We start from the raw sequence: 23,875 nt of genomic DNA, 5'->3' as shown, positions 1-23,875 counted from the left end.
GTTTCGCGCCACGATACGTTTGCCGCGGCGCGCCGGTAATCAGTGTTTGCGCGGAAGCGCTGCGGGCGGGGACGGATTGTCGCCGTTCGGACTGCGCATGAAGCGGAAGAAATCGCTGCTCGAGTCGACCACGATCACGTCGCCCGGCCTGAAGGTGTTCCGGTACGCCTCCATGCTCTGGTAGAACTGGTAGAACTGCGGGTCGCGGCCGTACGCTTCGGCGGCGATCGCCGCGGCCTTGCCGTCGCCCTCGCCCTTGATCGTCTGCGCCTCGACGCTTGCGTTCGCGAGCAGCGATTGCTGTTGCGCGAGCGCGTCGGCGCGGATCTTGTCGGCCGCCGCCTGCCCCTGGGCGCGCACTTCGCTTGCCGCCTGTTCGCGCGCCGCGGACATCCGCTTGTAGACCGAATCGGCCTGCGCGGACGGATAGTCGATGCGCGTGAGCTGGACCGCGAGCACGTCGACGCCGAGCGGTGCCGCCGCGGCCGCCAGCGCGCTGCGCGCATCTCCGGCGATCTCCTGCTGCTTGCCGAGCGCATCGGCAAGCGAGAACTTCGCGAACGTGTCGGCCAGCGCGCCGCCCGCGGCCTGCACGAGGCGCTCCGGCAAGGTCTGGTCGTCGCCGTGCGTCTGCTCGTAGAGCTTCAGCGGATCGGTCACGCGATACTGGATCACCGGCTCCACCAGCAGCTCGGTCTTGTCGGCCGTCGTGTAACGGCCCACGTCGGCGGCTTCCACGGCCTGCACGCGGTTGTCGACGAGCGTCACCGTCTGCAGCGGCGCGGGCAGCTTCCAGTGCAGGCCCGGGCCGAGCACTTCCGGGGTGCCGCCGCCGCGGGCGGACAGCACCGCCATATGGCGCTGGTCGACGACAAACAGCATCGACGATGCGGCAAACAGCACGATGACGACCGCCACGACGAGCGCAATGATTCGGTTCATGATGGCGCGCCTCACTGAATATCGTCCTGGCGATCGCGATTGCGGAACAGATCGCGCGAGCGCAGCGGGTCGGAGGCGCTGGAGGCGTCGCTCGCGCCGGCGGCATCCGCCGCGGCGGACGCATCGGAGGCCGCGGACCCGGCGGCCGCGGCGCTGGCCGCCGGCGGCGGGGCCGCCTCGGCGGCGCCGCTGGCCGGTGCGCCCGCGGCCGGCCGCGATGCGCCGACCAGCTTGTCGAGCGGCAGATAGATCACGTTGTTGCCCGTCTTGCTGTCGACGAACACCTTGGTGGTGTTCGCATAGATATGCTGCATCGTGTCCAGGTACATGCGCTCGCGAATCACCGCCGGTGCCTTCGCGTACTGGTTGTAGACCTGCGTGAAGCGCTCGGCATCGCCCTGTGCCTGCGCGACGACACGGTCGCTATAGGTTTTCGCGTCATCGATCAGCCGGGCGGCTTGCGCCTGGGCATGCGGCAACAGATCTTTCGCATACGCCTCGGCGTCGGCCTTCGCGCGCGCGCTGTCCTCACGCGCCTTCGCTTCGTCGGCGAACGCCGATTGCACCGCGTCCGGCGCACGCACCGACTGGAACGTGACGCCGGTCACCTTCAGCCCGGTGCGCGACGCGTCGAGCGTCTGCTGGATCGCGTCGACGAGCTGGTCGCGCATTGCTTCGCGGTCCTGATAAAGCGTCGCATCGGTGTCGCGCGCGCCGACGATCGCACGCACCGCAGCCTGCGCCGCCAGCGTGACGGTCTGGTCCGGGTCGGCGTTGCGGAACAGGTAGTCGGTCGGGTTGCTCACCTGGTATTGCACGGTGAAGCGGACATCGAGGATGTCGCCGTCGTGCGTGAGCATCGACGCGTCTTTCGCATTCGACGGACTCACGATGTTGTTATGGCCGATCTCGACCGAGCGCACCGCGCCGACGTTGACGAGCGCATGCGCCTCGAACGGATAAGGCAGCCGCCAGTGCACCCCGGGCCCCGTCGTATCGCGATACTGGCCGAACGACGTGACGATGCCCGCCTCGCCCTCCTGCACCACGAACACGCCGCTGCCGAGGTAGATCGCAATGAGCACGCCGATCACGATGCCCACGCCGAGCCGCGCGCCACGGCCGTTGTCCGGGCGGCCGAGACCGCCGCCCTTGCGGCCGCCGAACACGCTGCCGAGGCGCCGGTTGAATTCGCGCCACATTTCGTCGAGATCGGGCGGACCATCGCCGTCTTTGCCCGACGAAGGACGTCTCGGATCGCCCGGACGCTGCTTGTCGCCATTGCCGTCGCCACGACCCCAACGCGGATCGTTCATCGAAAGAATGGCGCGCAGGCGCGGCCAGAAACTCCGCTCGTTGTAATCGTTCACCTGAGTTCGTTCACCAGAGTAGACAGCGGTCCGTGCAACGCACAACGATTCAGTGCCCGAATTCCGGCACGTCATGTTCGTCGTGCGACACCGCAAGCCGGCTTTCCAGCGGCGGTACACGCTGCGCATCGGAAAGAGGTTCGGCGGCCGCGATTTCGGCGATGGCGGCGCGCAACGCATCGAGTCCCTGCCCCGTGCGTGCGCTCAGAAAGACGCGCGAAATATTACCATACTCGTCCCGCTCGACCGCCTCGCCCCGCTCCGCCAGCTCGGGCACCGCGTCGATCTTGTTGAACACGAGCACCTGGCGGATCCGCTCGGCGCCGATCTCGTGCAGCACGCCGTTGACCTGCTCGATCTGCGCGAGACGCACGGCGCTCGACGCGTCGACGACGTGCAGCAGCAGGTCCGCATGCACGGTTTCCTCGAGGGTTGCGCGAAACGCCGCCACCAGCTGGTGCGGCAGCTCGCGGATAAAGCCGACCGTGTCGGACACGATGACCTGGCCGGCCGCGTCGCCCAGATAGACGCGTCGCGACGTGGTGTCGAGCGTGGCGAACAGCTGGTCGGCCGCATACGCCTGCGCCTTTGTCAGCGCATTGAAGAGCGTGGACTTGCCCGCGTTCGTATAGCCGACGAGCGACACCGACAGCGCGCGGTTGCGCTCGCGCGCGCGACGCTGCGTGCCGTGCTGGCGCTGCAGCTTTTCGAGGCGCGCCTTGAGCGCCTTGATGCGCTCGCCGATCAGCCGGCGGTCGGTTTCGAGCTGGGTTTCGCCGGGGCCGCGCAGGCCGATGCCCCCTTTTTGCCGTTCGAGGTGGGTCCACGCGCGGATGAGCCGCGTGGACAGATATTGCAGTTGCGCCAGTTCGACCTGCAGCTTGCCCTCGTGGCTGCGCGCGCGCTGCGCGAAGATGTCGAGAATCAGGCTGGTGCGGTCGATCACGCGAATCTTAAGCGTCTGCTCCAGATTGCGCTGCTGCGCGGGCGAGAGCGCATGATTGAAAATCACGATCTCGATGTCGTTCGCCTCGCACGCGAGGCGCAGTTCCTCGGCCTTGCCGCTGCCGACGAACATCTTCGCGTCGGGGCTCGCGCGGCGGCCGGTGAGGGTCACGACAGGCGTGGCGCCTGCGCTTTGCGCAAGCAGGCTGAGTTCTTCGAGGCTGGCGGCGAAATCGATCTTGCCGAAGTCGATGCTGACGAGCGCTGCGTTGATCAAATTGGAAGGTATCAAGGTGGGGCGGCCGGGGAAATCGCCGACGGGCGACCTGGCGCCGGCCGCGACGAGCGGTTAGGACTGTTCGGAATCGGGATGGAAGTTCACCGGACGGGCGGGCACCACGGTCGAAATGGCATGCTTGTACACCATCTGGGTCACCGTATTCCGGAGCAACACGACGTACTGGTCGAACGATTCAATGTTCCCTTGAAGCTTGATGCCGTTGACCAGATAGATCGACACCGGCACGTGCTCTTTACGCAGTGCGTTCAAAAACGGGTCTTGTAACAATTGCCCTTTGTTGCTCATAGCAAACTCCGTATTTTTTTGCAGGTTGACTGAATTGACGGCGAAGAAAAAGAAATCCGCCGTCAACCGCTACACTATAGCCGATTTTCGTTGGGGCGCGAGACGCCTGGCCATGCGGCCAAAGCCAGCACCCACGCGGGTTTCAGCCTTTGTCCGCGTAAGGGTTCGTCGACGATCTGAACTCTATTCGCAATGGAGTCCCGGTCAGCCTGAAAGTTTCCCTGAAGCGGTTTTCAAGGTAGCGCCGGTAGGTGTCCGTAATCGCATCGAGCGCGTTGCCGTGGATCACGATGATCGGCGGATTCTGCCCGCCCTGGTGCGCATAGCGCAGCTTCGGTCGCACCGGACCGCGGCGGCGCGGCTGCTGGAATTCGACCGCTTCGATCAGCGCGCGCGTGAGTTTCGGCGTCGGCAGCTTCGACATCGCCGCCGCGTAGGCTTCGTCGACCGAGCGCATCAGCGGGCCGATGCCGGTTTTCTCGGCGGCCGAAATGAAGTGGAACTTCGCGAAATCGAGAAATTTGAGCTTGCGCTGCAAATCGGCTTTCGTGCGCTCGCGCACATGCGCGTCGAGTCCGTCCCACTTGTTCACGCCGACCACCAGCGCGCGCCCCTGCTCCACGACGAAGCCGGCAATGTGCGCGTCCTGATCCGAGATGTCCTGGCGCGCATCGAGCAGCAGGATCACGACGTTCGCATCGGAGATCGATTGCAGCGTCTTCACGACCGAGAACTTCTCGATGGCTTCGAAAACCTTGCCGCGACGGCGCAGGCCGGCGGTATCGATCAGCGTGTAGGGCTTACCCTGGCGCTCGAAATCGACGTAGATCGAATCGCGCGTCGTGCCGGGCATGTCGAACGCGATCACGCGGTCTTCGCCGACAAGCGCATTGATGAGCGTCGACTTGCCGACATTCGGCCGGCCGACGATCGCGATCTTGATACCGTGCGCGGCCTTGGCCTCCTCGCTTTCCTCCGGCTGCTCCGCGTAGGCGGCTTCGAGCGCCTCGCCGATCATGTCGGCCACGCCGTCGCCGTGCGCGGCCGAAATCGCGCGCGGCTCGCCGAGCCCGAGTTCGTAGAAATCGGCGGCGACCGCGCTGTAGCGCATCCCTTCGGCCTTGTTCACGACGAGGAAGATCGGCCGGCCGGTCTTGCGCAGATAATCGGCGATCGTCTTGTCCTGCGGCGCGAGCCCGTTACGGCCGTCGACAATGAACACGACGATGTCCGATTCCTCGACCGCCTGGCGCGTCTGACGCGCCATTTCGTAAAGAATGCCTTCCTTCGCAACCGGTTCGAAACCGCCGGTATCGACCACGAGGTAGGGCCGCTCGCCGACGCGCCCTTCGCCATAATGGCGATCGCGCGTGAGACCCGGCAGGTCGGCGACGAGCGCGTCGCGCGAGCGGGTCAGGCGGTTGAATAGCGTGGATTTCCCCACGTTGGGGCGCCCCACGAGCGCAATGACGGGTTTCATCAGATCCTGTTCACGGTGTAACGCGCGGGCGGCCACGACTGCCTCGCGCGCGATGCGATGCGGCCGCATCGCGGCTGCGATTGACGCAAATTATCACGAATTCGGCCCTGCCCGGATGGACAGCGCCGTGGCTTGTCCGGGCGCAGCCTTGCCCGGATCCGGCCGGTATGATCGCGGGCCGCATCGCCCGCGCCCGCGCGCCCGAAGGCACGACCGCACGCTGCGTGTAGCGCGCCGAGCCGGCTCGGCCGGCTCGGCGCCGCCACGCTTGCCCGAACGCCCGCGGCCACCTCGTGACGCGGCAGACCTCGGCGCACTTCGGCCCACTTCGGCGCGACGGCCAGCGCGCGCGATACGCCGGACCGTTCTGTGCGGCGGCCGGCGCGACAGCCGGCCAGCCTCCTGCTGTCCTAGTTCGCCTCGGGGCGGAAACCGAACAGGTGACCGTCGTGCGTCTGCACGACGAGCGTGCTGCCGGCCAGCACCGGCGGCGAGTTGATCGCGCTGCCGTCGGTCGGCATCCGGGCGACGAAGTGGCCGTCGTCACGCGACAGGAAATGCACGAAGCCCTTGTAGTCGCCGAGCACGACCGCGTGCCCGAGCAGGAACGGCACGCTGAGGTTGCGGTTCTTCAGCTGGTCGTTGCTCCACAGTTCGTGACCGTCGTTGACGTCGAACGCATGCACGACCGACCAGTCGTCCGCCCCCACCACAACGGTGTCGTCCTGCGCGAGGCCGGTGGTGCTGGAGAACGGCTTCTCCCACAGCGGCCGGCCCGAATTCGCGTCGAAGCAGCCAAGCTGCCCCTGGAACGTCACCGCGCAGGTTTCCGCGCCGACGAGCGTCGGCGCGCCGGTCACGTCGTTGATCCGCTCGACTTCGGTCACGCCTGTCGGATAGGACACCGGGGTTTCCCAGAACGCGTCGCCGGTGTGCACGTTGATCGCCGCGAACGAGCCGCCCGGGAAACCGGCCAGCACGCCCGCATCGCCCGCGAAGGTCATGCCCGACGACACGCGCAGGTTCAGCGGCACCGCGCGATTGCGATAGACCCACTTCTGCTCGCCCGTTTGCGCATTGAAGCCGGTGATCGCGCCGTCGACCGTGCGCACGACCACATAGCCGTTGCCGACGAGCGGCGGCGAAATGATCTCGCCCGCCACGGATTCCCGCCACAGCAGCTTGCCGTCCGAACCGAGCACGTCGACCGCACCCTTTTCGCCGCCGACCGCAGTCAGCGTGCCGTCGCTGCCGACACCCGCGGTCAGGTCGTCACGCAGCTTCGTGCGCCAGATTTCCTTGCCGGTTTGCGCGTCGATCTTCACGACCGAGCCGTTCTCGGCCGCCGCGTAGACAGCATCGCCGACCGCCACGGGCGCGAACAGATAACGGCCCGCCTTGCCGACGCTGGTTTTCCAGACCTGCTGCACGTTCAGCACGGATTTGAACTGGGTGAGCGGGGTCGGCACGCGGCGCTCGTCCTTCGAGGAGGAGCAGGCCGTCGTCAGCAGCACGGCCGCCGCACAGACAACGGGCAAAGCGTAGCGTTTCAGCAGATTCATCGGTTGACGTTGCAGTAAGGGTGATGGGTTGAACGGAGGAAACGGCCGGCGCAAACGGCGCTCAGCCCCCCAGCGCTTCCAGCTTGAACTGGATCAGCTGGCGCTCCGCGGTATCGCTTTTCGGCAGCGAATCGAGCGCGAGCTGGTAAGCGGTGCGCGCTTCGTCGCGCTTGCCTTCGGCGGCGAGCAGGTCGCCGCGGCCATTCGCGACGACGCCCTTGAACCCGTCCGGATGCGGACCGTCCAGCAGCGCGAGGCCCTGGTCGTACGCTTTCTCGTCGAGCAGCAGCGACGCGAGGCGCAGCTTCGCGATCTGCCGGAATTCGTCGTCCTTCGCATGATCGGCAGCCCATTGCAGCTGCGCCTTCGCACCGGCTTCGTCGCCGGCCATGTACAGCGCCTTCGCGGCGGCAAGCGCAGTCATCTGCGCGTAAGCGGTGCGGCCGAACTGGTTTTCCATGTCCGATGCGACGCGGCTTGTGCGCGCCTTGTCGCCGGTCGCGACGGCCTGCTGCAACTGGTCGTACAGCACCGCGGCCTGCGCGGTCTGACGGCGCTGCCAGAAATTCCAGCCGTTCCAGCCGGCAAGTGCAACCAGCACCACGAGGACGATCCACGTGGTCAGATTGCCCCAGCGGGCCCACCAGGCCTTCAGATTTTCAATGGATTCTTCTTCGTCGTGGTAACTCATCGCCGGGCGATTCCTTCTCTTCTATTTCATGGCGGGCGTCGAACCGCATGGCCGACGACCCTGGGGCTCAGTCGTCGCCGTCTTCGGCGGATGCAACCATCGCATTGATCAGAAATTCGGTCAAGTCCGCGGCCGGCACATTCTGTTGCGCACCCTTTTCGCCGTTTTCACCGGCCCCGCGCAACGCCTTCACGCCGACGGTGCCCTGCGCGATTTCGTCGTCGCCGAGGACCACCGCGAACGCGGCGCCGCTCGCGTCGGCGCGCTTCATCTGCGACTTGAAGCTCGCCGGCTGGCCGTCCGGGCTGCAATGCAGGATCACGTCGAGGCCGGTGTCGCGCAGGCGCTCGGCGATCACGAAAGCCTGCTCGCGCGCGGCCTCGCCCTGATGCACGACGTAGACGTCGCAGCCCTCGTCCTGCGGCACGAGCTGCGCGTCCTTCAGCAGCTCCAGAATACGCTCGACGCCCATCGCCCAGCCGCACGCGGCGCTCGGCTTGCCGCCGAGCTGCTCGATGAGCGGATCGTAGCGTCCGCCTGCGGCGACCGTGCCCTGCGCGCCGAGCCGGTCGGTCACCCACTCGAACACGGTCAGATTGTAGTAGTCGAGGCCGCGCACGAGGCGCGGATTGATCGTGAACGGCAGGTTGTTCGCCTTCAGGATGCGCTGCAATCCTTCGAAATGCGCGCGCGACGCGTCGCCGAGGAAGTCGATCAGCTTCGGCGCGTTCTGCGCGATCTCCTGCAGCGCGGGATTCTTCGTATCGAGCACGCGCAGCGGGTTCGTATAGAGGCGGCGCTTCGCGTCCTCGTCGAGCGCGTCGACGTGCTGCTCGAGATATTCGATCAGCTTGACGCGATGCGCAGCGCGCTCCTCCGCGAGGCCGAGCGAGTTGATCTCGAGGCGGATCCCGGTGAGACCGAGGTCGTCCCACAGGCGCTGGCACATCATGATGATTTCCGCGTCCGTGTCGGGACCGGCGAAGCCGAGCGCCTCGACGCCGACCTGATGGAACTGGCGATAGCGGCCCCGCTGCGGCCGTTCGTGACGGAACATCGGGCCGATATACCAGAGGCGCTTCGGACCGTCGTACAGCAGGTTGTGCTCGATCGACGCGCGCACGACCGCCGCGGTGTTTTCGGGCCGCAATGTCAGGTGCTCGCCGTTCAGCGCGTCGGTGAAGCTGTACATCTCCTTTTCGACGATGTCAGTCACTTCACCGATACCGCGCGTGAACAGCTGCGTATGCTCGACAATCGGCGTACGGATATTCTGATATCCATAGGCGCGCAGCATCGACCGGACGGTCGATTCGAAGAACTCCCACAAGCCGGCTTCCTGCGGCAGGACATCGTTCATGCCCTTCACGCCGGACAACTTCTCGAGCTTCTTTTTCTGTTCAGTCATCTGGTTACGATCGACGTGTCTTCAATTGAGCGCGGCCGCGCGCCCATACGTGCGCTCGACATAGTCGCTCACAATTTGCTGGAATTCCGCGGCGATATGCTCGCCGCGCAGCGTTTTCACCTTCTCGCCGTCGATGAACACCGGCGCAGCCGGGTTCTCGCCGGAGCCCGGCAGGCTGATGCCGATGTTCGCGTGCTTCGACTCGCCGGGCCCGTTGACGATGCAGCCCATCACCGCGACGTGCATCTTCTCGACGCCCGGATACTGGTCGCGCCACACCGGCATCTGCTGGCGCAGATAGGTCTGGATCTGCGACGCGAGCTCCTGGAACAGCGTGCTGGTGGTCCGGCCGCAGCCCGGGCACGCGATCACCATCGGCGTGAACGAGCGCAGACCCATGGTCTGCAGGATCTCCTGGCCGACCACCACTTCGCCGGTGCGCGACGCGCCCGGCTCCGGCGTGAGCGAGATGCGGATCGTGTCGCCGATACCCTGCTGCAGCAGCACCGACAGCGCCGCCGTCGACGCGACGATGCCCTTCGACCCCATGCCCGCCTCGGTCAGGCCGAGATGCAGCGCGAAATCGCAGCGGCGCGCGAGTTCCCGGTACACGGCGATCAGATCCTGCACGCCGCTCACCTTGCACGAAAGAATGATGCGGTCGCGCCCGAGGCCGAGTTCGACCGCGCGTTCGGCCGAGCCGATCGCGGACTGGATCAGCGCCTCGTACATCACGCTCTGCGCTTCCCATGGCTGCGCGCGCGCGGCGTTCTCGTCCATCATCCGCGCGAGCAGATCCTGGTCGAGGCTGCCCCAGTTCACGCCGATGCGCACCGGCTTGTCATAGCGCGCCGCAGCTTCGATCATCTGCGCGAACTGGGTGTCGCGCTTCGCCCCCTGGCCGACGTTGCCCGGATTGATCCGGTACTTCGACAGCGTCTCGGCACAGGCGGGATAGTCGCGCAGCAACAGATGCCCGTTGTAGTGAAAGTCGCCGACGAGCGGCACCGTCACGCCCATGCGGTCGAGCTGCTCGCGGATCGCCGGCACCGCCGCGGCGGCCTCCGGCGTATTGACGGTGATCCGCACGAGTTCCGAGCCGGCCTGCGCGAGCTCCTTGATCTGGATCGCGGTGCCGATCGCGTCCGCGGTATCGGTATTCGTCATCGACTGCACGCGCACCGGCGCGTCGCCGCCGATCGTCACGAGCTGGCCGCCCCAGCGCACGTCGACCGCGTGCGACTTGCGCCGCGGCGCGTGGCCGCCGAACACCGGCTCGTTCGAGCAGATCTGACTCGTGGATGGAGATTGAGCTTCGGATTGCATCGAAACACTCACCTGTGCACCGGCTGTGCCGCGCCTGCGGCACAAGCCATTGAAAAAAATGCCGCGACCGGAGCCGCGGCGCAGACTGTCCGTATCAGGGCAGCGTGAAGCGCGCCACGTTGCCTCTGGCCGAGGCATATTTCGACGCGTCGACCGGCTGGCCGTCGTACGTCATCGAATCGAGCCCCGCCTTGTTGCCGACCGTCACCTTGAACGGCGGCGTACCGGAAATTTCCTTCGCGTCGCCGGCGTGCACGAGGCCGGAAAACACCTCCTTGCCGTCCTGCTGGCGAACGCTGAACCAGCTGTCCTGCGACACGTGCAGCACGATGGTCGCCGCACCGGCGGAAGCCGCCGCCGCGGCCGCGGCACTCGCCGCACCCGCGCTGCTCGCGCCCGCAACGCCTGCCGGCGCGCTGGCCGCAAGCGGCGCGGCCGTTTGCGCCGCCGAGGCCGCCGCCGCCACCGTGTCGGCGCCCTGCGCCGCCGCACCGCTTGCCGAGGCTGCCGGCTGGGCTTGCGGCACGAGCGCATCGCTCGCGCCCGGTGCGGACGCCCCGGCAGCCGCAGCGGCCTCGGCAGAGGAGCCTGCCGCGGGCGCCTGTCCGACCGCGCCCGACGCGCCGTGACTCTCGCCGGCCGCCCCGCTCGCGCTCGCGCGCAGGCGCTCGAACCAGGCAGCCGATTCGCCGCCGTTGGTGCGCCACATGCCGAGCGCGATCACCGCGACCACCACCGCCGCAATGCCCCAGAGCCACGAGCGATGCTTCTGCCCGCCGCCGAGCGACAGCGACACGCGTCCGCGCGGCAGGTCGGTGCCCGCCGAGGCCGGCATCGACAGATCCGGCTCGGGCACGCCCTGCACACGGCGCAGCGCCTGCGTGAACGGCGCCGGATCGGCGCCGAGCATCTTCGCGTAGCTGCGCACGACACCTAGCGCGAACGTCGTGTCCGGCAACTGGCTGACGTCGCCGGCCTCCAGCGCGCGCAGCTTCGCGGACGACACTTTCAGGCGGGCCGATACGTCGTCGAGCGACCAGTTTTTCGCTTCGCGCAGCTGGGCGAGACGCGCACCGACCGCCGCCAGCGAGTCCAACCCCGTCTGTGCAGCCGGCTGCGCCGCGGGACGTGCGGCTGCGGGCGCCGGATGACCTTCGTGGGTCCCTGGATCCTGCGGGTGCGGGTGCTGCGGCTCACTCATGCCAAATCCTTTCGCGTCGATTCTTTTTCACTCTGGCGATCCGGCGGATATTTTGCACACACCGGCTTCGCAGACCGTTTATAACAAAATGCGCGGCATCGTGTGCCGCTTCCGATCGCTTCTCACAGTTACCTTTCTGCACCGGCGCTGCCGCGACGTGCACGCACGCGGCGCGCACGGACCCGCGCGGCATTTACACCGGCCGGACCTCGATCACCTTCGCGGCCCGTTCCGTGCGCTCGGCAAGGCGCGTGCGGTCCTTGACCGCGCCCGCGAGCTGACCGCACGCCGCGTCGATGTCGTCGCCCCGGGTCTTGCGGATCGTCGTGACGACGCCCGCATCCATCAGCACCTGCGCAAACCGCCGGATCTGCTCGGACTTCGAGCGCACCAGCCCCGATTCCGGGAACGGATTGAACGGGATCAGATTGAACTTGCACGGCACGTCGCGCGTGAGCGCAAGCAGCTCGCGCGCCTGCGCCTCGCTGTCGTTCACGCCGTCGAGCATGCAGTACTCGAACGTGATGAAATCGCGCGGCGCCACCGCCAGGTAGCGCTTGCACGCGGCCATCAGTTCGCGCAGCGGATATTTGCGGTTCAGCGGCACCAGCACGTCGCGCAGCGCGTCGGCCGGCGCGTGCAGCGATACCGCGAGCGCGACCGGCAACTCGGCGCCGAGCCGGTCCATCATCGGCACGACGCCGGAGGTGGACAGGGTCACGCGCCGGCGCGACAGGCCGTACGCGTTGTCGTCGAGCATCAGGCGCATCGCCGGCACGACCGCGTCGTAATTGAGCAGCGGCTCGCCCATGCCCATCATCACGACGTTCGTGACGACGCGCTCGCCCCGGCCTTGCGGCGCATCGCCGCGGGCGGCTCGCAGCGCGAACTCGGCCATGCGCAGCTGGCCGACGATCTCGCCGGTCGTCAGATTGCGCGAAAAGCCCTGCTTGCCGGTCGAGCAGAAGCGGCAATTGACCGCGCAGCCCGCCTGCGACGACACGCACAGCGTGCCGCGGGTTTCCTCGGGGATGAACACGGTTTCGACCGCGTTGCCGTTGCCGACGTCGATGAGCCACTTGCGCGTGCCGTCAGCCGACACGTGGTCGCTCGCGATCGCGGGCATCGCCAGCGTGGCGCGCCCTTTCAGCTTCTCGCGCAGCGACTTCGCGAGATCGGTCATGCCGTCGAAGTCGGCGGCGTTGTACTGGTGGATCCAGCGCTGCAGCTGCCTTGCGCGAAACGGCTTCTCGCCGAGGCTGCCGCAGTACGCGACAAGCCCCTCGGCGTCGAGATCGAGAAGGTTGACGGTTGGACTGCTCGTCATGTCGAATCCTGCCAGTTCGGTGCGAAACCCGCGTTCGCGCGCCGGGGCGCGTGGACGCGGGCCGCACTCGCGCCTGTTGCCGTGCGGCCGGTTGCCCCGTGCCGCGCTTAGCGCGAGTAGACGTTGACTTCCGGGAAGAAGAACGCGATCTCGACCGCCGCCGTTTCCGCCGCGTCCGAGCCGTGCACCGCGTTCGCGTCGATGCTGTCGGCGAAGTCAGCGCGGATCGTGCCCTTCTCGGCCTTCTTCGGATCCGTTGCGCCCATCAGTTCGCGATTCTTCAGGATCGCGCCTTCGCCTTCGAGCGCCTGTACCATCACCGGGCCCGAGATCATGAATTCGACGAGGTCCTTGAAGAACGGACGCGCGGCGTGCACTGCGTAGAACTTCTCCGCGTCCGCGCGCGACAGGTGGACCATGCGGGCAGCGACGATCTTCAGGCCCGCGTTCTCGAAGCGGCTGTAGATCTGCCCGATCACGTTCTTCGCCACGGCATCAGGCTTGATAATCGACAGGGTGCGTTCGATCGCCATAAAAACTCCAGAAAATTAAGAGGTTACAGATTTAAATGAATCCGCTATTGTAGCATGTTCCCAGTGGTCTTTGCGATTGAACCCTTACACACCGAAAGACTCAAAGCAGATACCGGGCAAGCTGTCGCGGAGTATTGAAACTCCGCACCGCAGCGTTAATCTTAGAAATGTACAGATCAGCCGGCCGGCGTCACAATGCGGGTCGCACTGAAACAACCACGGCGAATCATGCGCCTGACGCAAGGAGAAACCATGAACGATCATCCGTACAGTTTTGGCCGCAACGGCGCCGTTGCAGCCGAATCCCGCAACCGCGTGCTGCGCAACACCTACTGGCTGCTCGCGCTCTCCATGGTGCCGACCGTGCTCGGCGCCTGGGTCGGCGTCGCGACCGGCTTCTCGCTGTTCGCCGCCACGAGCCCGGTCATGAGCATGCTGGCGTTCTTCGCAATCGCCTTCGGCTTCATGTTCGCGATCGAGCGCACCAAGAATAGCGGCGCGGGCGTGGTCGTGCTGCTCGGCTTCACGTTCTTCATGGGCCTGATGCTGTCGCGCCTGCTCAGCTTCATCCTCGGCCTGTCGAACGGCCCGTCGCTGATCATGCTCGCGTTCGGCGGCACCGGCGTGATCTTCGCCGCCATGGCCACGATCGCCACCGTCAGCAAGCGCGACTTCTCGGGCCTCGGCAAGTGGCTGTTCGTCGGCGTGATCGTGCTGCTGCTCGCGATGGTCGCGAACATGTTCCTGCATCTGCCGGCGCTGATGCTGACGGTGTCGGTGCTCGCCATCGCCATCTTCTCGGCGTACATGCTGTTCGACGTGCAGCGCGTCGTGAATGGCGGCGAAACCAATTACATCACGGCAACGCTCGCGATCTATCTCGACCTGTACAACGTGTTCGTGAACCTGCTCGCGCTGCTCGGCGTGCTCGGCGGCAACCGCAACTGATTCCCAGGCCGTGCGGCGCGATGCCGCTCGGCCTGCCTGCGCCGGGTCACACCAGGTCGCACCGGATGACAGAACGACAGAACGCCCATGACCGCCCCCCGGTCATGGGCGTTCTGGTTTTGGGTGCGGTAAAAAACACGAGGGCCGGCCCGGCGAACGCAGGCAGCCCCGGGCAAAGCGCCTACAGACTCAGCCAGTCAAAGCCGTCATCCTGGGACGCGACCCGCACGTCCGCCGCCGCCGCGCCGAGCACGGCGGCAAGCGCCGCCTGCGCAAGCGCCGGCGTATTGTTCTGCTGACTCAGATGGGCGGCAACGAGGTGGCGCAGCCGCGAGCGGTCGAGCGACGCCAGGATGTCCGCCGCGGCGTCGTTGTTCAGATGGCCGTGGCTGCCGCCGATGCGCGCCTTCAGCGACGGCGGGTAGCGGCTCGCGGCCAGCATCTGCCGGTCGTGGTTGCATTCGAGCACGAGCGCGTCGCAGCCGCTCAATACCGCGCTGATGTGCGGCGTCGACGTACCGACGTCGGTCAGCACGCCAAGCCGCGCCGCGCCGTCGGAAAACACGTACTGGAGCGGTTCGCGCGCATCGTGCGGCACCGTGTACGGCAGCACGCTCAGGTCGCCGATCGCGACCGCCTCGTCGCCCCACAGCACGTGCAACGCGACACCGGCTTCGTCGGCGCCGACCGCGCGCGCGGTGCCCCAGCTCATGTAAAGCGGAATCGACGCCTTGCGCGCGAGCGTCAGCGCGCTGCCGATGTGATCGGTATGCTCGTGGGTGATCAGAATGGCGTCGAGCGCCTCGACACCCACCCCCAGGCGCTGCAGACGGCGCTCCACCTCGCGGGCCGAAAAACCGCAGTCGAGCAGCACGCGCGTCGTCGTGCCGCCCGCGCCGCCGCCGTGCGCTTCGACCAGCAGCGCGTTGCCTTCGCTACCGCTTCCGAGACTCGCGAACCGCACGGGGCTCGCAGCGTCAGTTCAGCTGCGAATGCAGCAGCGACACGATATGCTGCGCGTTCGCCGACGTATCGACCTGTCCGTTCGCGTCGAGCACCGCGACCTGCGTCACGGTATCGCTCTTCTGGCGCACGTTCACGAGAAACTCCTGGCCCGGCTTCTTCGGCTTGCTGCCGCCAAAGAGGCGCCCGAGCAGCCCCTCCTTCTTCAGCTCCGCCGCCGAGTCCGCGTAACGCACGTAATAGATGCCTTTCGCGCGGTCCTGGTTGTCCACCGCGAAGTTCGTCCGGTCGAGCGCGAGACCGACGCGCAGCCACGCGAGATCGAACGGCTCCTGCAGATCGAGCGTCGCCGCGCCGTCTGCGATGTCGACCGTCACCGGCGCAGTCGCCGGACGCGCATCGACCAGCAGCTGCTTCGCCTGCGCATCGGTCAGGCCGAACTTCTCCATCAGCTTCGCCAGGAACAGCGCTTCGAGAGCCGGGTTGCGCGGGCGCTCGACCCAGCGCGACGACGTCTTGTCCTGACCCGTCAGCACCTCTTCGAGCGCGCTATGCGTGATCGAAATGTCGGTCGAATCCTGCGCGCCGCGCGTGACGAGCGTGCGGAAACGGTCGCGCGTGCCCGACGAATACGCGAAGTCGATCACCTTGCCGATCGTGCGGCGGAACCAGTCGTCCGGAATGTTCGCGCGATTTTCCGCCCAGTCCGTCTGCATGATGCCGGTGGCCGGCGCATCGGTCTTCAGCACGAAGCCGTTGTCCTGCCAGAACGATTCGAGCTGCGGCCACAATTGCTCGGGCGTGCGGCCGTCGACGACGAGCCAGCGGTGGTCGCCGTCGCGCTCGACGTGCATGCCGAGCGGATCCTGCGCGCTCGGCACGCCTTCGACCGCGTTGCCGGCCTGCGTCTCGATACGCTTGGGCGCGTTGCCCAGCACAACGGTGGTGGGCGGCGCCACGTATTGCGGCTTCGGCCCCTGCGCGGCCTGCAGGTCGCTCGGCACCTTCAGCGGCGGCGCCGTGCTGGTGTCCTTGTAGTTGACGCGGTCCGACGCAAACCAGTCGTTCAACGTATCACAACCGGCGAGCGTGACCAGCGCAAGCGCCAGCGCCGCCATGCGGGTTGCGTGGAGGGGAAGTGCGGAACGTTTCATGGGGGTCCTTCGTGAACCTGGAACGCGGAGCCTCGTCCTGTGCCGGGGCGCTATCGACGTCGATTGGAAATTGCCGGTGGCGGGCGATTCTGCGCCAGCATCACTCAGCCGAGGAGTTCCGCTTCGCGCAATGCGCCACGCACCGCCTCGTGGTAGCGCGCGTCGAGCGGGGTGAGCGGCAGGCGGATGCCGCCCTGCACGCGTCCCAGTTGCTGCAGCGCCCATTTCGCCGGAATCGGATTCGACTCGATGAAAAGGTTCTTGTGCAGCGACAGGAGTTTCAGATGAATCTCGCGCGCGGTCTTCGCGTCGCCGTCGAGCGCCGCCCGGCACAGCCGGCTCATCAGACGCGGCGCGACGTTCGCGGTCACCGAGATGTTGCCGTGGCCGCCGAGCAGCATCAGCGCGATCGCCGTCGGGTCGTCGCCGCTGTAGATGCCGAAATGGGCCGGCGCGGCCTTGATCAGATGCGCGGCGCGATCGATGTTGCCGGTCGCCTCCTTCACGCCGACGATGCCCGGCACCTGCGCGCAGCGCAGGATCGTTTCGTTCGACATGTCCGCCACGGTGCGGCCCGGCACGTTGTACAGGATCACCGGCAGATCCACCGCCTCGGCGATCTTCGAGAAGTGGCGGTAGATCCCTTCCTGGGTCGGCTTGTTGTAGTACGGCACCACCTGCAGCGTGGCGTTCGCGCCGACCGCTTTCGCCTCGCGCGTGAGGTCGATCGCCTCGGTGGTCGAATTGCCGCCCGCGCCCGCGATCACCGGAATACGCCCGGCCGTGTGCTCGACCGCGGTCCGGATCATCAGCACGTGCTCCTCGACCGACAGCGTGGCCGACTCGCCGCTCGTGCCGACCACGACGAGCGCATCCGTGCCCTCTTCGATATGCCAGTCGATCAGTTGGCGGAACGCGGGCAGATCGAGACTTCCGTCTTCGAGCATCGGGGTGATGATGGCAGGCATGCTGCCGCGAAACTTCGGGCCGCTGCCCGACGTGCCGCCTTGAATACCAATACCGTTAGTCATGAAACGCCAGGAGTTTGATCGGTAAACCGCGATTGTAGCGGATTAGCAGGCCAACTCGTAAAATCGCCCGGCCAACCTTTCTCCCGGCTCGTCGCCGGCCGGCATGTCGCGCACCGCGCAGATCCGCTGCACGCAGGCGGGCCGCGGCTGCGCGACAAAGCCGTCCTCGTACGCGAGCACCCTGAGGCGCCCGCGCACCGCGTCGAGCAGTTCGCCCGGCATGAGCAGGAAGGCCGGATTCGATGGCTTGCCGAACGCCTCGTTGCCGCGTGCGAAGGTCTCGTAGATCAGCATGCCCCCCGGCGCGAGCGCGTCGACCAGGTGCGGAAAAAGCGGCCGGTGCAGGTAGTTCGTGACCACCACCGCGGCAAACCGCGCGGACGGCGCGAGCGGCCAAGGCGCGCCTTCGAGGTCGGCGTGCACGGCCGCGATGCGCGGCTGCACATCGAACGCCGCGCACGCCGCGAGCGCCGTCTCGTCGCGGTCGAGCGCGGTCACGGGGTGGCCCCGCGCGGCAAGCCAGCGCGCGTGACGGCCGGCGCCGGCCGCGACGTCGAGCACCGCGCCGCCCGGCGCGAGCAACTGCGCCCAGCGGCGCACCCAGCCGGACGGCTCGCCGGCGGGCGCCGGACCCGTGTGCGGAGGCGAAAGCGGATGTGCTTCGCTCATGCGCCCTCCGCCGCCCGCGCCATCGTCCCGCTCCGCGCTGCGTGCCGCATCAGTTGTACGAGAGGCCCATCGCCTCGCGCACGTCGCGCATCGTCTCGGTCGCGAACCTGCGCGCCTTGTCGCAGCCGTCGGCTACGATCGCGCGCAGCAGCGAGGGATCGTCCATGTACTTCTGCGCCCGTTCGAGCATCGGCTGCTGCTCGCGCAGGATCCCTTCGATGACCGGCTGCTTGCATTCGAGGCAGCCGATCCCCGCCGAGCGGCAGCCCTTCTGCACCCAGTCGTGCGTCGCTTCGTCCGTGTAGACCTGGTGCAGCTGCCACACCGGGCACTTGTCCGGGTCGCCGGGGTCCGTGCGGCGCACGCGCGCAGGGTCGGTCGGCATCGTGCGGACCTTGCGGGTGATCGTTTCCGCGTCTTCGCGCAGGCCGATCGTGTTGCCGTAGGACTTCGACATCTTCTGGCCGTCGAGGCCCGGCATCCGCGACGCCTCGGTCAGCATCGCCTGCGGCTCGACGAGGATGATCTTGCGCGATCCTTCGAGGTAGCCGAACAGGCGCTCGCGGTCGCTCATCGACAGGCTCTGCGACTCCTGCAGCATCGCGCGCGCCTGCTCGAGCGCCTCGTCGTCGCCCTCCTGCTGGTACGCGACGCGCAGCTCGTGGTACAGCTTCGAGCGCTTGCCGCCGAGCTTCTTCGCGGCTTCGAGCGCCTTCTCCTCGAAGCCGGGCTCGCGGCCGTACAGGTAGTTGAAGCGCCGCGCGATCTCGCGCGTCATCTCGACGTGCGGCACCTGATCCTCGCCGACCGGCACGAGCGAGCCGCGGTACAGCAGGATGTCGGCGGCCATCAGGACCGGGTAGCCGAGGAAGCCGTAAGTCGACAGATCCTTGTCCTTCAGCTTTTCCATCTGCTCCTTGTAGGTCGGCACGCGTTCGAGCCAGCCAAGCGGCGTGCTCATGCCGAGCAGCAGCGCAAGCTCCGCGTGCTCGGGCACGCGGCTCTGGATGAACAGCGTCGCCTGCGCCGGGTCGATGCCGGACGCCAGCCAGTCGATCAGCACTTCCCAGACGTTCTTTTCGATCACCTCGGGCGTCTCGTAGTGGGTCGTCAGCGCATGCCAGTCGACCACGCAGAAAAAGCACGGGTACTCGGACTGCAGCCGCACCCAGTTTTTCAGCACGCCGTGATAGTGGCCAAGGTGCAGCGAGCCGGTGGGCCGCATGCCGGAGAAGATACGGTCAGGGAACATGGTGTTATTGAAAGAGCGAGACGAGAGGGGTCAGGATCGCGTTCACCGCGACATAGCCGAGTTGCACCAGCGGGATCAGCCAGTAGCGCGTGAGCAGCCCCGAGATGACCAGCAGCATCACGATGAAAAAGCCGTAGGGCTCGAGCCGCGCGAGCGCGAACGCCGGGCGCGGCGGCAGCAGCGCGGTGAGCACCCGGCCGCCGTCGAGCGGCGGCAGCGGAAACAGGTTGATCACGCCGAGCACCAGATTGACGCCGACACCGGCCGCGGCCATCCGCGTGAAAAACGGCTCGTCGATAGACAGCAGCACGAGCGCGACGCTCGCCAGCCCCCACACGAGCGCCTGCACGAAATTGCACAGTGGCCCCGCGAGCGCGACCCAGAACGTGCCCCAGCGCGGATTGCGCAGATTGCCGAAGGCGACCGGCACCGGCTTCGCGTAGCCGAACATGAATGCGCCGCCGGTGGCGAAATAGAGCAGCAGCGGAATCGCGATCGTGCCGAGCGGGTCGATATGGCGTATCGGGTTGAACGACACGCGCCCGAGCAGGTAGGCCGTGTTGTCGCCGAGCAGGCGCGCGACGTAACCGTGGGCGGCCTCGTGCAGCGTGATCGCGAAGATCACCGGCAGCGCGTAGACCGTAATGGTCTGGATCAGGGAAGCGTTCATAGCGCGCTATTGTAACAACGCGTTAACAGCGCGCCCACGTGCATCGGTGCGCGCCCCCGGCCGCTCTGGCCGCTCTGGCCGCTCCGGCCGCTTTGACCGCTCTGGCTCATGCGGGCTGCTCCAGCCCGAACGGCGCGAGGCTGCCGCGTCCCGCGCGCACCAGCACCGGCTCGGGACCGCTCAGATCCACGACGGTGGACGGCTCGCACGGGCAAGCGCCGCCGTCGATCACGAGATCGACCTGCTTTTCCAGACGGGCGCGGATTTCCTCGGCGTCGTTCAGCGGCTGCGTCTCGCCGGGCAGGATCAGGGTAGTGCCGAGCATCGGCTGGCCGAGCTCGGCGAGAATGGCCCGCGGAATCGGATGATCGGGCACACGCAGGCCGATCGTCTTGCGCGACGGATGCGACAGGCGCCGCGGCACCTCCCGCGTCGCCTGCAGCACGAACACGTAGGGCCCGGGCGTCACCGAACGGATCAGCCGGTATTGGCGGTTGTCGACCATCGCAAAGGTGGCGAGCTCGGACAGATCGCGCACCAGCAGCGACAGCAGTTGCCGTTCGTCGAGTGCGCGGATGCGGCGCAGCCGTTCGACCGCGGCCTTGTCGTCGAGGTGGCAGGCGAGCGCGTAGCTCGAATCGGTCGGCAGCGCGACCACCCCGCCGTCGCGGACGATCTGCGCCGCCTGCTTGACGAGGCGCGCCTGCGGATTGTCCGGGTGAAGCCGAAAGAATTGCGACATGGTGATGTGCCGAGAGGTCAGACCGTCCGGCGCGCGAGCGCGCGGGCGCCGCGCGGGAAGCTCAAAGCCAGCGTTCCCAGACCGGCTGCAGATCGGACGGCAGCGGCGGCAGGCTGCCCAGCTCGACCCGCCCCTCGCCCGCCGCATGGAAATCGGAGCCGCGCGACGCCTCGAAGCCGAAGCGGCGCGCCACGTCCGCGTATTCGCGATACTGGTCCGGCGTATGACTGCCGGTCACCACCTCGATCGCCCGGCCGCCCAGCTCGATAAACTCGGCAAAGAGTGCATCGAATTCGAGCGGCGTGTACCGGTAGCGGCCCGGATGGGCAATCACCGCCTCGCCGCCCGCGGTCCGGATCCAGCGTACCGCGTCCGCCAGCTTCGCCCAGCGGTGGCCGACGTAACCCGGCTTGCCGTCGCCCAGATAACGGTCGAACGCTTCCTGCGCGGTGGCCGCGTAGCCCTGCTCGACGATGAAACGGGCGAAGTGGGTCCGCGAAATCATCTCCGGGTCGCTCACGTAGCGCAGCGCGCCCTCGAACGCGCCGGGCACGCCCAGCGTGGCGAGCCGCTCGCCGATCGCTTCGCCGCGCGCGCCCCGGCCGCTGCGCGTACGCTCGAGGCCGTCGACCAGCGCCGCGCAGTCCGGATCGATATTCAGTCCGACCACGTGCACCGTGCGCGCCGCCCATGTGACCGAAATTTCGACGCCTGCCAGATACCGCATGCCGAGCGCCTCGGCCGCCGCCCGCGCCTCGCGCTGCCCGCCCACCTGATCGTGGTCGGTCAGCGCCCAGAGCGTGACGCCGTGCGCGTACGCGCGGCGTGCGACGTCGGCCGGCGCGAACTGGCCGTCCGAAACGGTCGAGTGACAATGCAGATCGGCGTTCATCGTTGTTCTGAAAAGATTCAGCAGCCATTCTACTGCAATGCACCAGCCCCGGCAGACCCCGCGGTGCGGCGCGCCGCCCGTTACGCGCAGAACGCCTCGATCAGCGCGGCGACCTGGGCAGGCTGATCGTGATGCACCATGTGGCCGGCCTCGTCGACGATCTTCTCGCGCCAGTCCGCAAACGCGCGAAAGCGCGCCTTGAACACGGCGAGCGGCTCGTCGCCGGCAATCTGCGCGAGCGTCGGCGAGCCGGCCGCCTCGACGTGCAGCACCTTCGCGCGCACGCAGGCCCATACGGCCATCACTTCGTCGAGGCGGTACAGCATCGGGCCGTGCACCTTGTGCGCGGGATCGGCAAGCAGCTGGAAGCCGCCCTCGCCGTCCGGCCTCGCCCAGTGCTGCGCGAGAAAACGCGCTCGCGCGGATGCGAGGCGGGGATTGGTCTTCACCAGCCGCGCGGCCACCTCGTCGAGCGACGCATAGCCGCGCAGCCGCGGCGGCTCGCGCAGTTCGTCGAGCCATGCGCGCAGCCGACGCGGCGACTGGCTCGCGCGGGCCGCCGCAAGGCCGAAGCCTTCGAGATCGACGACCCGCCGCACGCGCTCCGGGCGCACCCCCGCGTACAGGCACACGACGTTCGCCCCCATGCTATGGCCGATCAGGTTGACCTCGCCGTGCGGCGCGTAGTGGTCCAGCAGGGCGTCGAGGTCGGCGAGGTATTCCTGGAACCAGTAGCTGCCGCCGCCGCGCGCGGCCGCCGGCCAGTCGGACAGCCCGAAGCCGCGCGCGTCCGGCGCGATGACGTGCCAGTCGCCCCCCAGTTCGTCGACGACGAACTGGAAGGACGCCGCGACGTCCATCCAGCCGTGCAGCATGAAGAGCGCGGGCGCCGCGGGATTGCCCCAGCGCCGCACATGCAGGCGCACGCCGCGCACGGTGACGAAATCGGACACGGATTCGGCTGGATTCATGGACACACCGCGCATAAAAAAGAATGATCGTTCGATTATAGCGGGATCATGTCGGCGCGGGGGTCGGTGCGTCGGCGGCCGTTTGCGTAGCCGCGGCGCGGGCCGCGGCGATGCCCGCTCAGGTGCCGGTCGCGGGGGTATCCGGGGTATCCGGGGTATCCGGGGTATCCGGGCTATCCGGGCTATCCGGGCTATCCGGGGTATCGAGCGCCGCGAGCGCGGCCAGTTCTGTCGCGTCGAAGCCGGCGTCGCGGCGGGCGTCGAAATTGAAGGGCCCGCGCAGCCGCGGCGCGCGATACTGGTCGGCAAGCGCCGCATAAGTCGGGATCGGATCCAGCGCGCGCTCGACGCACAGATGGCGGAACCAGCGGTTGCCGATCAGCACATGGCCAATCTCGTCGCGCAGGATGACATCGAGAATCGCCGCCGATGCGTGGTCACCCGCCTGCTGCAGCCGCGCGCGGATCGGCGGCGACGCGTCGAGCCCGCGCGCCTCCAGCGTGCGCGGCACAAGCGCCATGCGCGCGAGCACGTCGTCGCGGGTGCGCTCGCACATGTCCCATAGCCCGTCATGCGCCGGAAAATCGCCGTATGCGTGGCCGAACTGCGCGAGCCGCTGCGTGAGCAGCGTGAAGTGATGGGCCTCCTCCGCCGCCACTTTCAGCCAGTCCGCGTAGAACGCGGCCGGCATGCCGGCGAAGCGCCAGACCGCATCGAGCGCTAGATTGATCGCATTGAATTCGATGTGGGCGAGCGCGTGCAGCAGCACCGCGCGCCCCTCGGCCGACTGCATGCTGCGCCGGCCGAGCCGGCGCGGCTCGACCAGCTCCGGCCGCGCGGGCCGCCCGGGCAGATCTGGTGGCTCGTCGATGTGCGCCGCGCTGTCGCAGACGGCCTGTCCGGCGCGCACCGCCGCGTACAGCGCGCGCGCCGCCTCCGCCTTCGCGCTCGGCGCGCGCTCGCGCAGCGCGACCAGCGCGCGGCGGCGCGCGCATTGGGAATCGGCGGACGAAGAGGCACCGGCGGCAGTCATCGGATCGATCGGGGCAGTCAGCAAATCAGTCGGCAACTCAGTCGGCAACTCAGTCGGCAACTCAGTCGGCAAATCGGGGGCGGCAAATCAGTCGGCAAATCGGGGGCGGCAAATCGGTCGGCAAGCCCGTCAGCAAGCCCTTCAGCAAGCGGCGGGAGGAGCGTGCCGCCGCGGACGGC

The 23,875-nt window shown here is 67.5% G+C and carries 23 protein-coding genes; 1 reads left to right on the top strand and 22 read right to left on the bottom strand.

Annotation, left to right across the window (positions count from 1 at the left end; genetic code table 11):
* Positions 1-39 precede the first annotated feature (39 nt).
* The 12 genes from hflC to ndk all read right to left on the bottom strand — a co-directional run bounded on the left by hflC (position 40) and on the right by ndk (position 13,371).
* Positions 40-942, bottom strand: a complete 903-nt coding sequence (hflC, locus tag AC3AP7_RS05620; RefSeq protein ID WP_475764642.1) for a protease modulator HflC — start codon at positions 940-942, stop codon at positions 40-42.
* 11 nt (positions 943-953) lie between these two features.
* Positions 954-2,312 (bottom strand): FtsH protease activity modulator HflK, encoded by a 1,359-nt coding sequence (gene hflK / locus AC3AP7_RS05615; RefSeq protein ID WP_475764643.1) that lies wholly within the window; start codon positions 2,310-2,312, stop codon positions 954-956.
* 49 nt (positions 2,313-2,361) lie between these two features.
* The gene (hflX, locus tag AC3AP7_RS05610) at positions 2,362-3,549 is read right to left on the bottom strand and encodes a GTPase HflX (RefSeq protein WP_475764644.1); all 1,188 of its coding nucleotides are present in this window, start codon (positions 3,547-3,549) and stop codon (positions 2,362-2,364) included.
* Positions 3,550-3,606: 57 nt separating this feature from the next.
* Positions 3,607-3,843: an RNA chaperone Hfq gene (gene hfq / locus AC3AP7_RS05605; RefSeq protein ID WP_006051315.1), complete on the bottom strand. Its 237-nt coding sequence runs from the start codon at positions 3,841-3,843 to the stop codon at positions 3,607-3,609.
* A 142-nt stretch (positions 3,844-3,985) separates the two neighbouring features.
* Positions 3,986-5,323 carry a ribosome biogenesis GTPase Der gene (gene der, locus AC3AP7_RS05600; RefSeq protein WP_475764645.1) on the bottom strand — a complete coding sequence of 446 codons (1,338 nt, stop codon included), beginning with the start codon at positions 5,321-5,323 and terminating at the stop codon, positions 3,986-3,988.
* 410 nt (positions 5,324-5,733) lie between these two features.
* Positions 5,734-6,885: an outer membrane protein assembly factor BamB gene (gene bamB / locus AC3AP7_RS05595; RefSeq protein WP_475764646.1), complete on the bottom strand. Its 1,152-nt coding sequence runs from the start codon at positions 6,883-6,885 to the stop codon at positions 5,734-5,736.
* A 61-nt stretch (positions 6,886-6,946) separates the two neighbouring features.
* The gene (locus AC3AP7_RS05590) at positions 6,947-7,576 is read right to left on the bottom strand and encodes a YfgM family protein (RefSeq protein WP_475764647.1); all 630 of its coding nucleotides are present in this window, start codon (positions 7,574-7,576) and stop codon (positions 6,947-6,949) included.
* A 67-nt stretch (positions 7,577-7,643) separates the two neighbouring features.
* Positions 7,644-8,984, bottom strand: a complete 1,341-nt coding sequence (hisS, locus tag AC3AP7_RS05585) for a histidine--tRNA ligase (RefSeq protein ID WP_475764648.1) — start codon at positions 8,982-8,984, stop codon at positions 7,644-7,646.
* Between the two features lie 21 nt (positions 8,985-9,005).
* Complete coding sequence (ispG, locus tag AC3AP7_RS05580) at positions 9,006-10,310, bottom strand: flavodoxin-dependent (E)-4-hydroxy-3-methylbut-2-enyl-diphosphate synthase (protein WP_475764649.1); 1,305 nt, start codon at positions 10,308-10,310, stop codon at positions 9,006-9,008.
* Positions 10,311-10,404: 94 nt separating this feature from the next.
* Entirely contained in the window at positions 10,405-11,511 is a 1,107-nt protein-coding gene (locus tag AC3AP7_RS05575; RefSeq protein ID WP_475764650.1) for a helix-turn-helix domain-containing protein, read from the bottom strand.
* A 193-nt stretch (positions 11,512-11,704) separates the two neighbouring features.
* Positions 11,705-12,838 (bottom strand): dual-specificity RNA methyltransferase RlmN, encoded by a 1,134-nt coding sequence (gene rlmN, locus AC3AP7_RS05570; RefSeq protein WP_475764651.1) that lies wholly within the window; start codon positions 12,836-12,838, stop codon positions 11,705-11,707.
* Between the two features lie 107 nt (positions 12,839-12,945).
* A complete protein-coding gene (gene ndk / locus AC3AP7_RS05565) occupies positions 12,946-13,371 on the bottom strand; it encodes a nucleoside-diphosphate kinase (RefSeq protein ID WP_475764652.1) in 426 nt (141 codons plus the stop codon).
* A gap of 252 nt (positions 13,372-13,623) precedes the next feature.
* Between ndk and AC3AP7_RS05560 the strand changes: the two genes are divergently transcribed.
* Positions 13,624-14,319 carry a Bax inhibitor-1/YccA family protein gene (locus tag AC3AP7_RS05560; protein WP_475764653.1) on the top strand — a complete coding sequence of 232 codons (696 nt, stop codon included), beginning with the start codon at positions 13,624-13,626 and terminating at the stop codon, positions 14,317-14,319.
* 181 nt (positions 14,320-14,500) lie between these two features.
* Here AC3AP7_RS05560 and AC3AP7_RS05555 read toward each other — a convergent pair whose 3' ends face one another.
* From AC3AP7_RS05555 to AC3AP7_RS05510, 10 genes are all read right to left on the bottom strand, one after another.
* Complete coding sequence (locus AC3AP7_RS05555) at positions 14,501-15,283, bottom strand: MBL fold metallo-hydrolase (protein ID WP_475764654.1); 783 nt, start codon at positions 15,281-15,283, stop codon at positions 14,501-14,503.
* A gap of 13 nt (positions 15,284-15,296) precedes the next feature.
* Positions 15,297-16,436, bottom strand: coding sequence for an NlpB/DapX family lipoprotein (gene bamC, locus AC3AP7_RS05550; protein WP_475764655.1), 1,140 nt, complete (start codon positions 16,434-16,436; stop codon positions 15,297-15,299).
* Between the two features lie 104 nt (positions 16,437-16,540).
* Entirely contained in the window at positions 16,541-17,467 is a 927-nt protein-coding gene (gene dapA, locus AC3AP7_RS05545; protein WP_475764656.1) for a 4-hydroxy-tetrahydrodipicolinate synthase, read from the bottom strand.
* A 42-nt stretch (positions 17,468-17,509) separates the two neighbouring features.
* The gene (locus AC3AP7_RS05540; protein ID WP_475764657.1) at positions 17,510-18,136 is read right to left on the bottom strand and encodes a class I SAM-dependent methyltransferase; all 627 of its coding nucleotides are present in this window, start codon (positions 18,134-18,136) and stop codon (positions 17,510-17,512) included.
* Between the two features lie 49 nt (positions 18,137-18,185).
* The gene (locus AC3AP7_RS05535) at positions 18,186-19,388 is read right to left on the bottom strand and encodes a tryptophan--tRNA ligase (RefSeq protein ID WP_475764658.1); all 1,203 of its coding nucleotides are present in this window, start codon (positions 19,386-19,388) and stop codon (positions 18,186-18,188) included.
* A gap of 4 nt (positions 19,389-19,392) precedes the next feature.
* Complete coding sequence (locus AC3AP7_RS05530; RefSeq protein WP_475764659.1) at positions 19,393-20,058, bottom strand: site-2 protease family protein; 666 nt, start codon at positions 20,056-20,058, stop codon at positions 19,393-19,395.
* A gap of 106 nt (positions 20,059-20,164) precedes the next feature.
* The gene (locus AC3AP7_RS05525) at positions 20,165-20,800 is read right to left on the bottom strand and encodes an L-threonylcarbamoyladenylate synthase (RefSeq protein WP_475764660.1); all 636 of its coding nucleotides are present in this window, start codon (positions 20,798-20,800) and stop codon (positions 20,165-20,167) included.
* A 61-nt stretch (positions 20,801-20,861) separates the two neighbouring features.
* The gene (locus tag AC3AP7_RS05520) at positions 20,862-21,692 is read right to left on the bottom strand and encodes a 3',5'-nucleoside bisphosphate phosphatase (protein ID WP_475764661.1); all 831 of its coding nucleotides are present in this window, start codon (positions 21,690-21,692) and stop codon (positions 20,862-20,864) included.
* An 80-nt stretch (positions 21,693-21,772) separates the two neighbouring features.
* A complete protein-coding gene (locus AC3AP7_RS05515) occupies positions 21,773-22,663 on the bottom strand; it encodes an alpha/beta fold hydrolase (RefSeq protein ID WP_475764662.1) in 891 nt (296 codons plus the stop codon).
* A 118-nt stretch (positions 22,664-22,781) separates the two neighbouring features.
* Positions 22,782-23,696, bottom strand: a complete 915-nt coding sequence (locus AC3AP7_RS05510) for a ferritin-like domain-containing protein (protein WP_475764663.1) — start codon at positions 23,694-23,696, stop codon at positions 22,782-22,784.
* Positions 23,697-23,875 lie beyond the last annotated feature (179 nt).

This window comes from Paraburkholderia sp. PAMB 6770, from assembly GCF_057748135.1.
The sequence above is the reverse complement of the archived record's forward strand: the minus strand, read 5'-3'. Positions and strand labels throughout refer to the sequence as shown.

Coding starts and splice junctions, on each gene's coding strand:
- ndk (WP_475764652.1), bottom strand. CDS start 13,371: ATGGCGATCGAACGCACCCTGTCGATTATCAAGCCTGATGCCGTGGCG.
- AC3AP7_RS05515 (WP_475764662.1), bottom strand. CDS start 22,663: ATGAATCCAGCCGAATCCGTGTCCGATTTCGTCACCGTGCGCGGCGTG.
- AC3AP7_RS05535 (WP_475764658.1), bottom strand. CDS start 19,388: ATGTTCCCTGACCGTATCTTCTCCGGCATGCGGCCCACCGGCTCGCTG.
- AC3AP7_RS05575 (WP_475764650.1), bottom strand. CDS start 11,511: ATGAGTGAGCCGCAGCACCCGCACCCGCAGGATCCAGGGACCCACGAA.
- AC3AP7_RS05525 (WP_475764660.1), bottom strand. CDS start 20,800: ATGTCGCAATTCTTTCGGCTTCACCCGGACAATCCGCAGGCGCGCCTC.
- AC3AP7_RS05520 (WP_475764661.1), bottom strand. CDS start 21,692: ATGAACGCCGATCTGCATTGTCACTCGACCGTTTCGGACGGCCAGTTC.
- hflC (WP_475764642.1), bottom strand. CDS start 942: ATGAACCGAATCATTGCGCTCGTCGTGGCGGTCGTCATCGTGCTGTTT.
- AC3AP7_RS05540 (WP_475764657.1), bottom strand. CDS start 18,136: ATGAGCGAAGCACATCCGCTTTCGCCTCCGCACACGGGTCCGGCGCCC.
- dapA (WP_475764656.1), bottom strand. CDS start 17,467: ATGACTAACGGTATTGGTATTCAAGGCGGCACGTCGGGCAGCGGCCCG.
- AC3AP7_RS05590 (WP_475764647.1), bottom strand. CDS start 7,576: ATGAGTTACCACGACGAAGAAGAATCCATTGAAAATCTGAAGGCCTGG.
- AC3AP7_RS05510 (WP_475764663.1), bottom strand. CDS start 23,696: ATGACTGCCGCCGGTGCCTCTTCGTCCGCCGATTCCCAATGCGCGCGC.
- rlmN (WP_475764651.1), bottom strand. CDS start 12,838: ATGACGAGCAGTCCAACCGTCAACCTTCTCGATCTCGACGCCGAGGGG.
- hisS (WP_475764648.1), bottom strand. CDS start 8,984: ATGACTGAACAGAAAAAGAAGCTCGAGAAGTTGTCCGGCGTGAAGGGC.
- AC3AP7_RS05560 (WP_475764653.1), top strand. CDS start 13,624: ATGAACGATCATCCGTACAGTTTTGGCCGCAACGGCGCCGTTGCAGCC.
- AC3AP7_RS05530 (WP_475764659.1), bottom strand. CDS start 20,058: ATGAACGCTTCCCTGATCCAGACCATTACGGTCTACGCGCTGCCGGTG.
- der (WP_475764645.1), bottom strand. CDS start 5,323: ATGAAACCCGTCATTGCGCTCGTGGGGCGCCCCAACGTGGGGAAATCC.
- ispG (WP_475764649.1), bottom strand. CDS start 10,310: ATGCAATCCGAAGCTCAATCTCCATCCACGAGTCAGATCTGCTCGAAC.
- bamC (WP_475764655.1), bottom strand. CDS start 16,436: ATGAAACGTTCCGCACTTCCCCTCCACGCAACCCGCATGGCGGCGCTG.
- hfq (WP_006051315.1), bottom strand. CDS start 3,843: ATGAGCAACAAAGGGCAATTGTTACAAGACCCGTTTTTGAACGCACTG.
- bamB (WP_475764646.1), bottom strand. CDS start 6,885: ATGAATCTGCTGAAACGCTACGCTTTGCCCGTTGTCTGTGCGGCGGCC.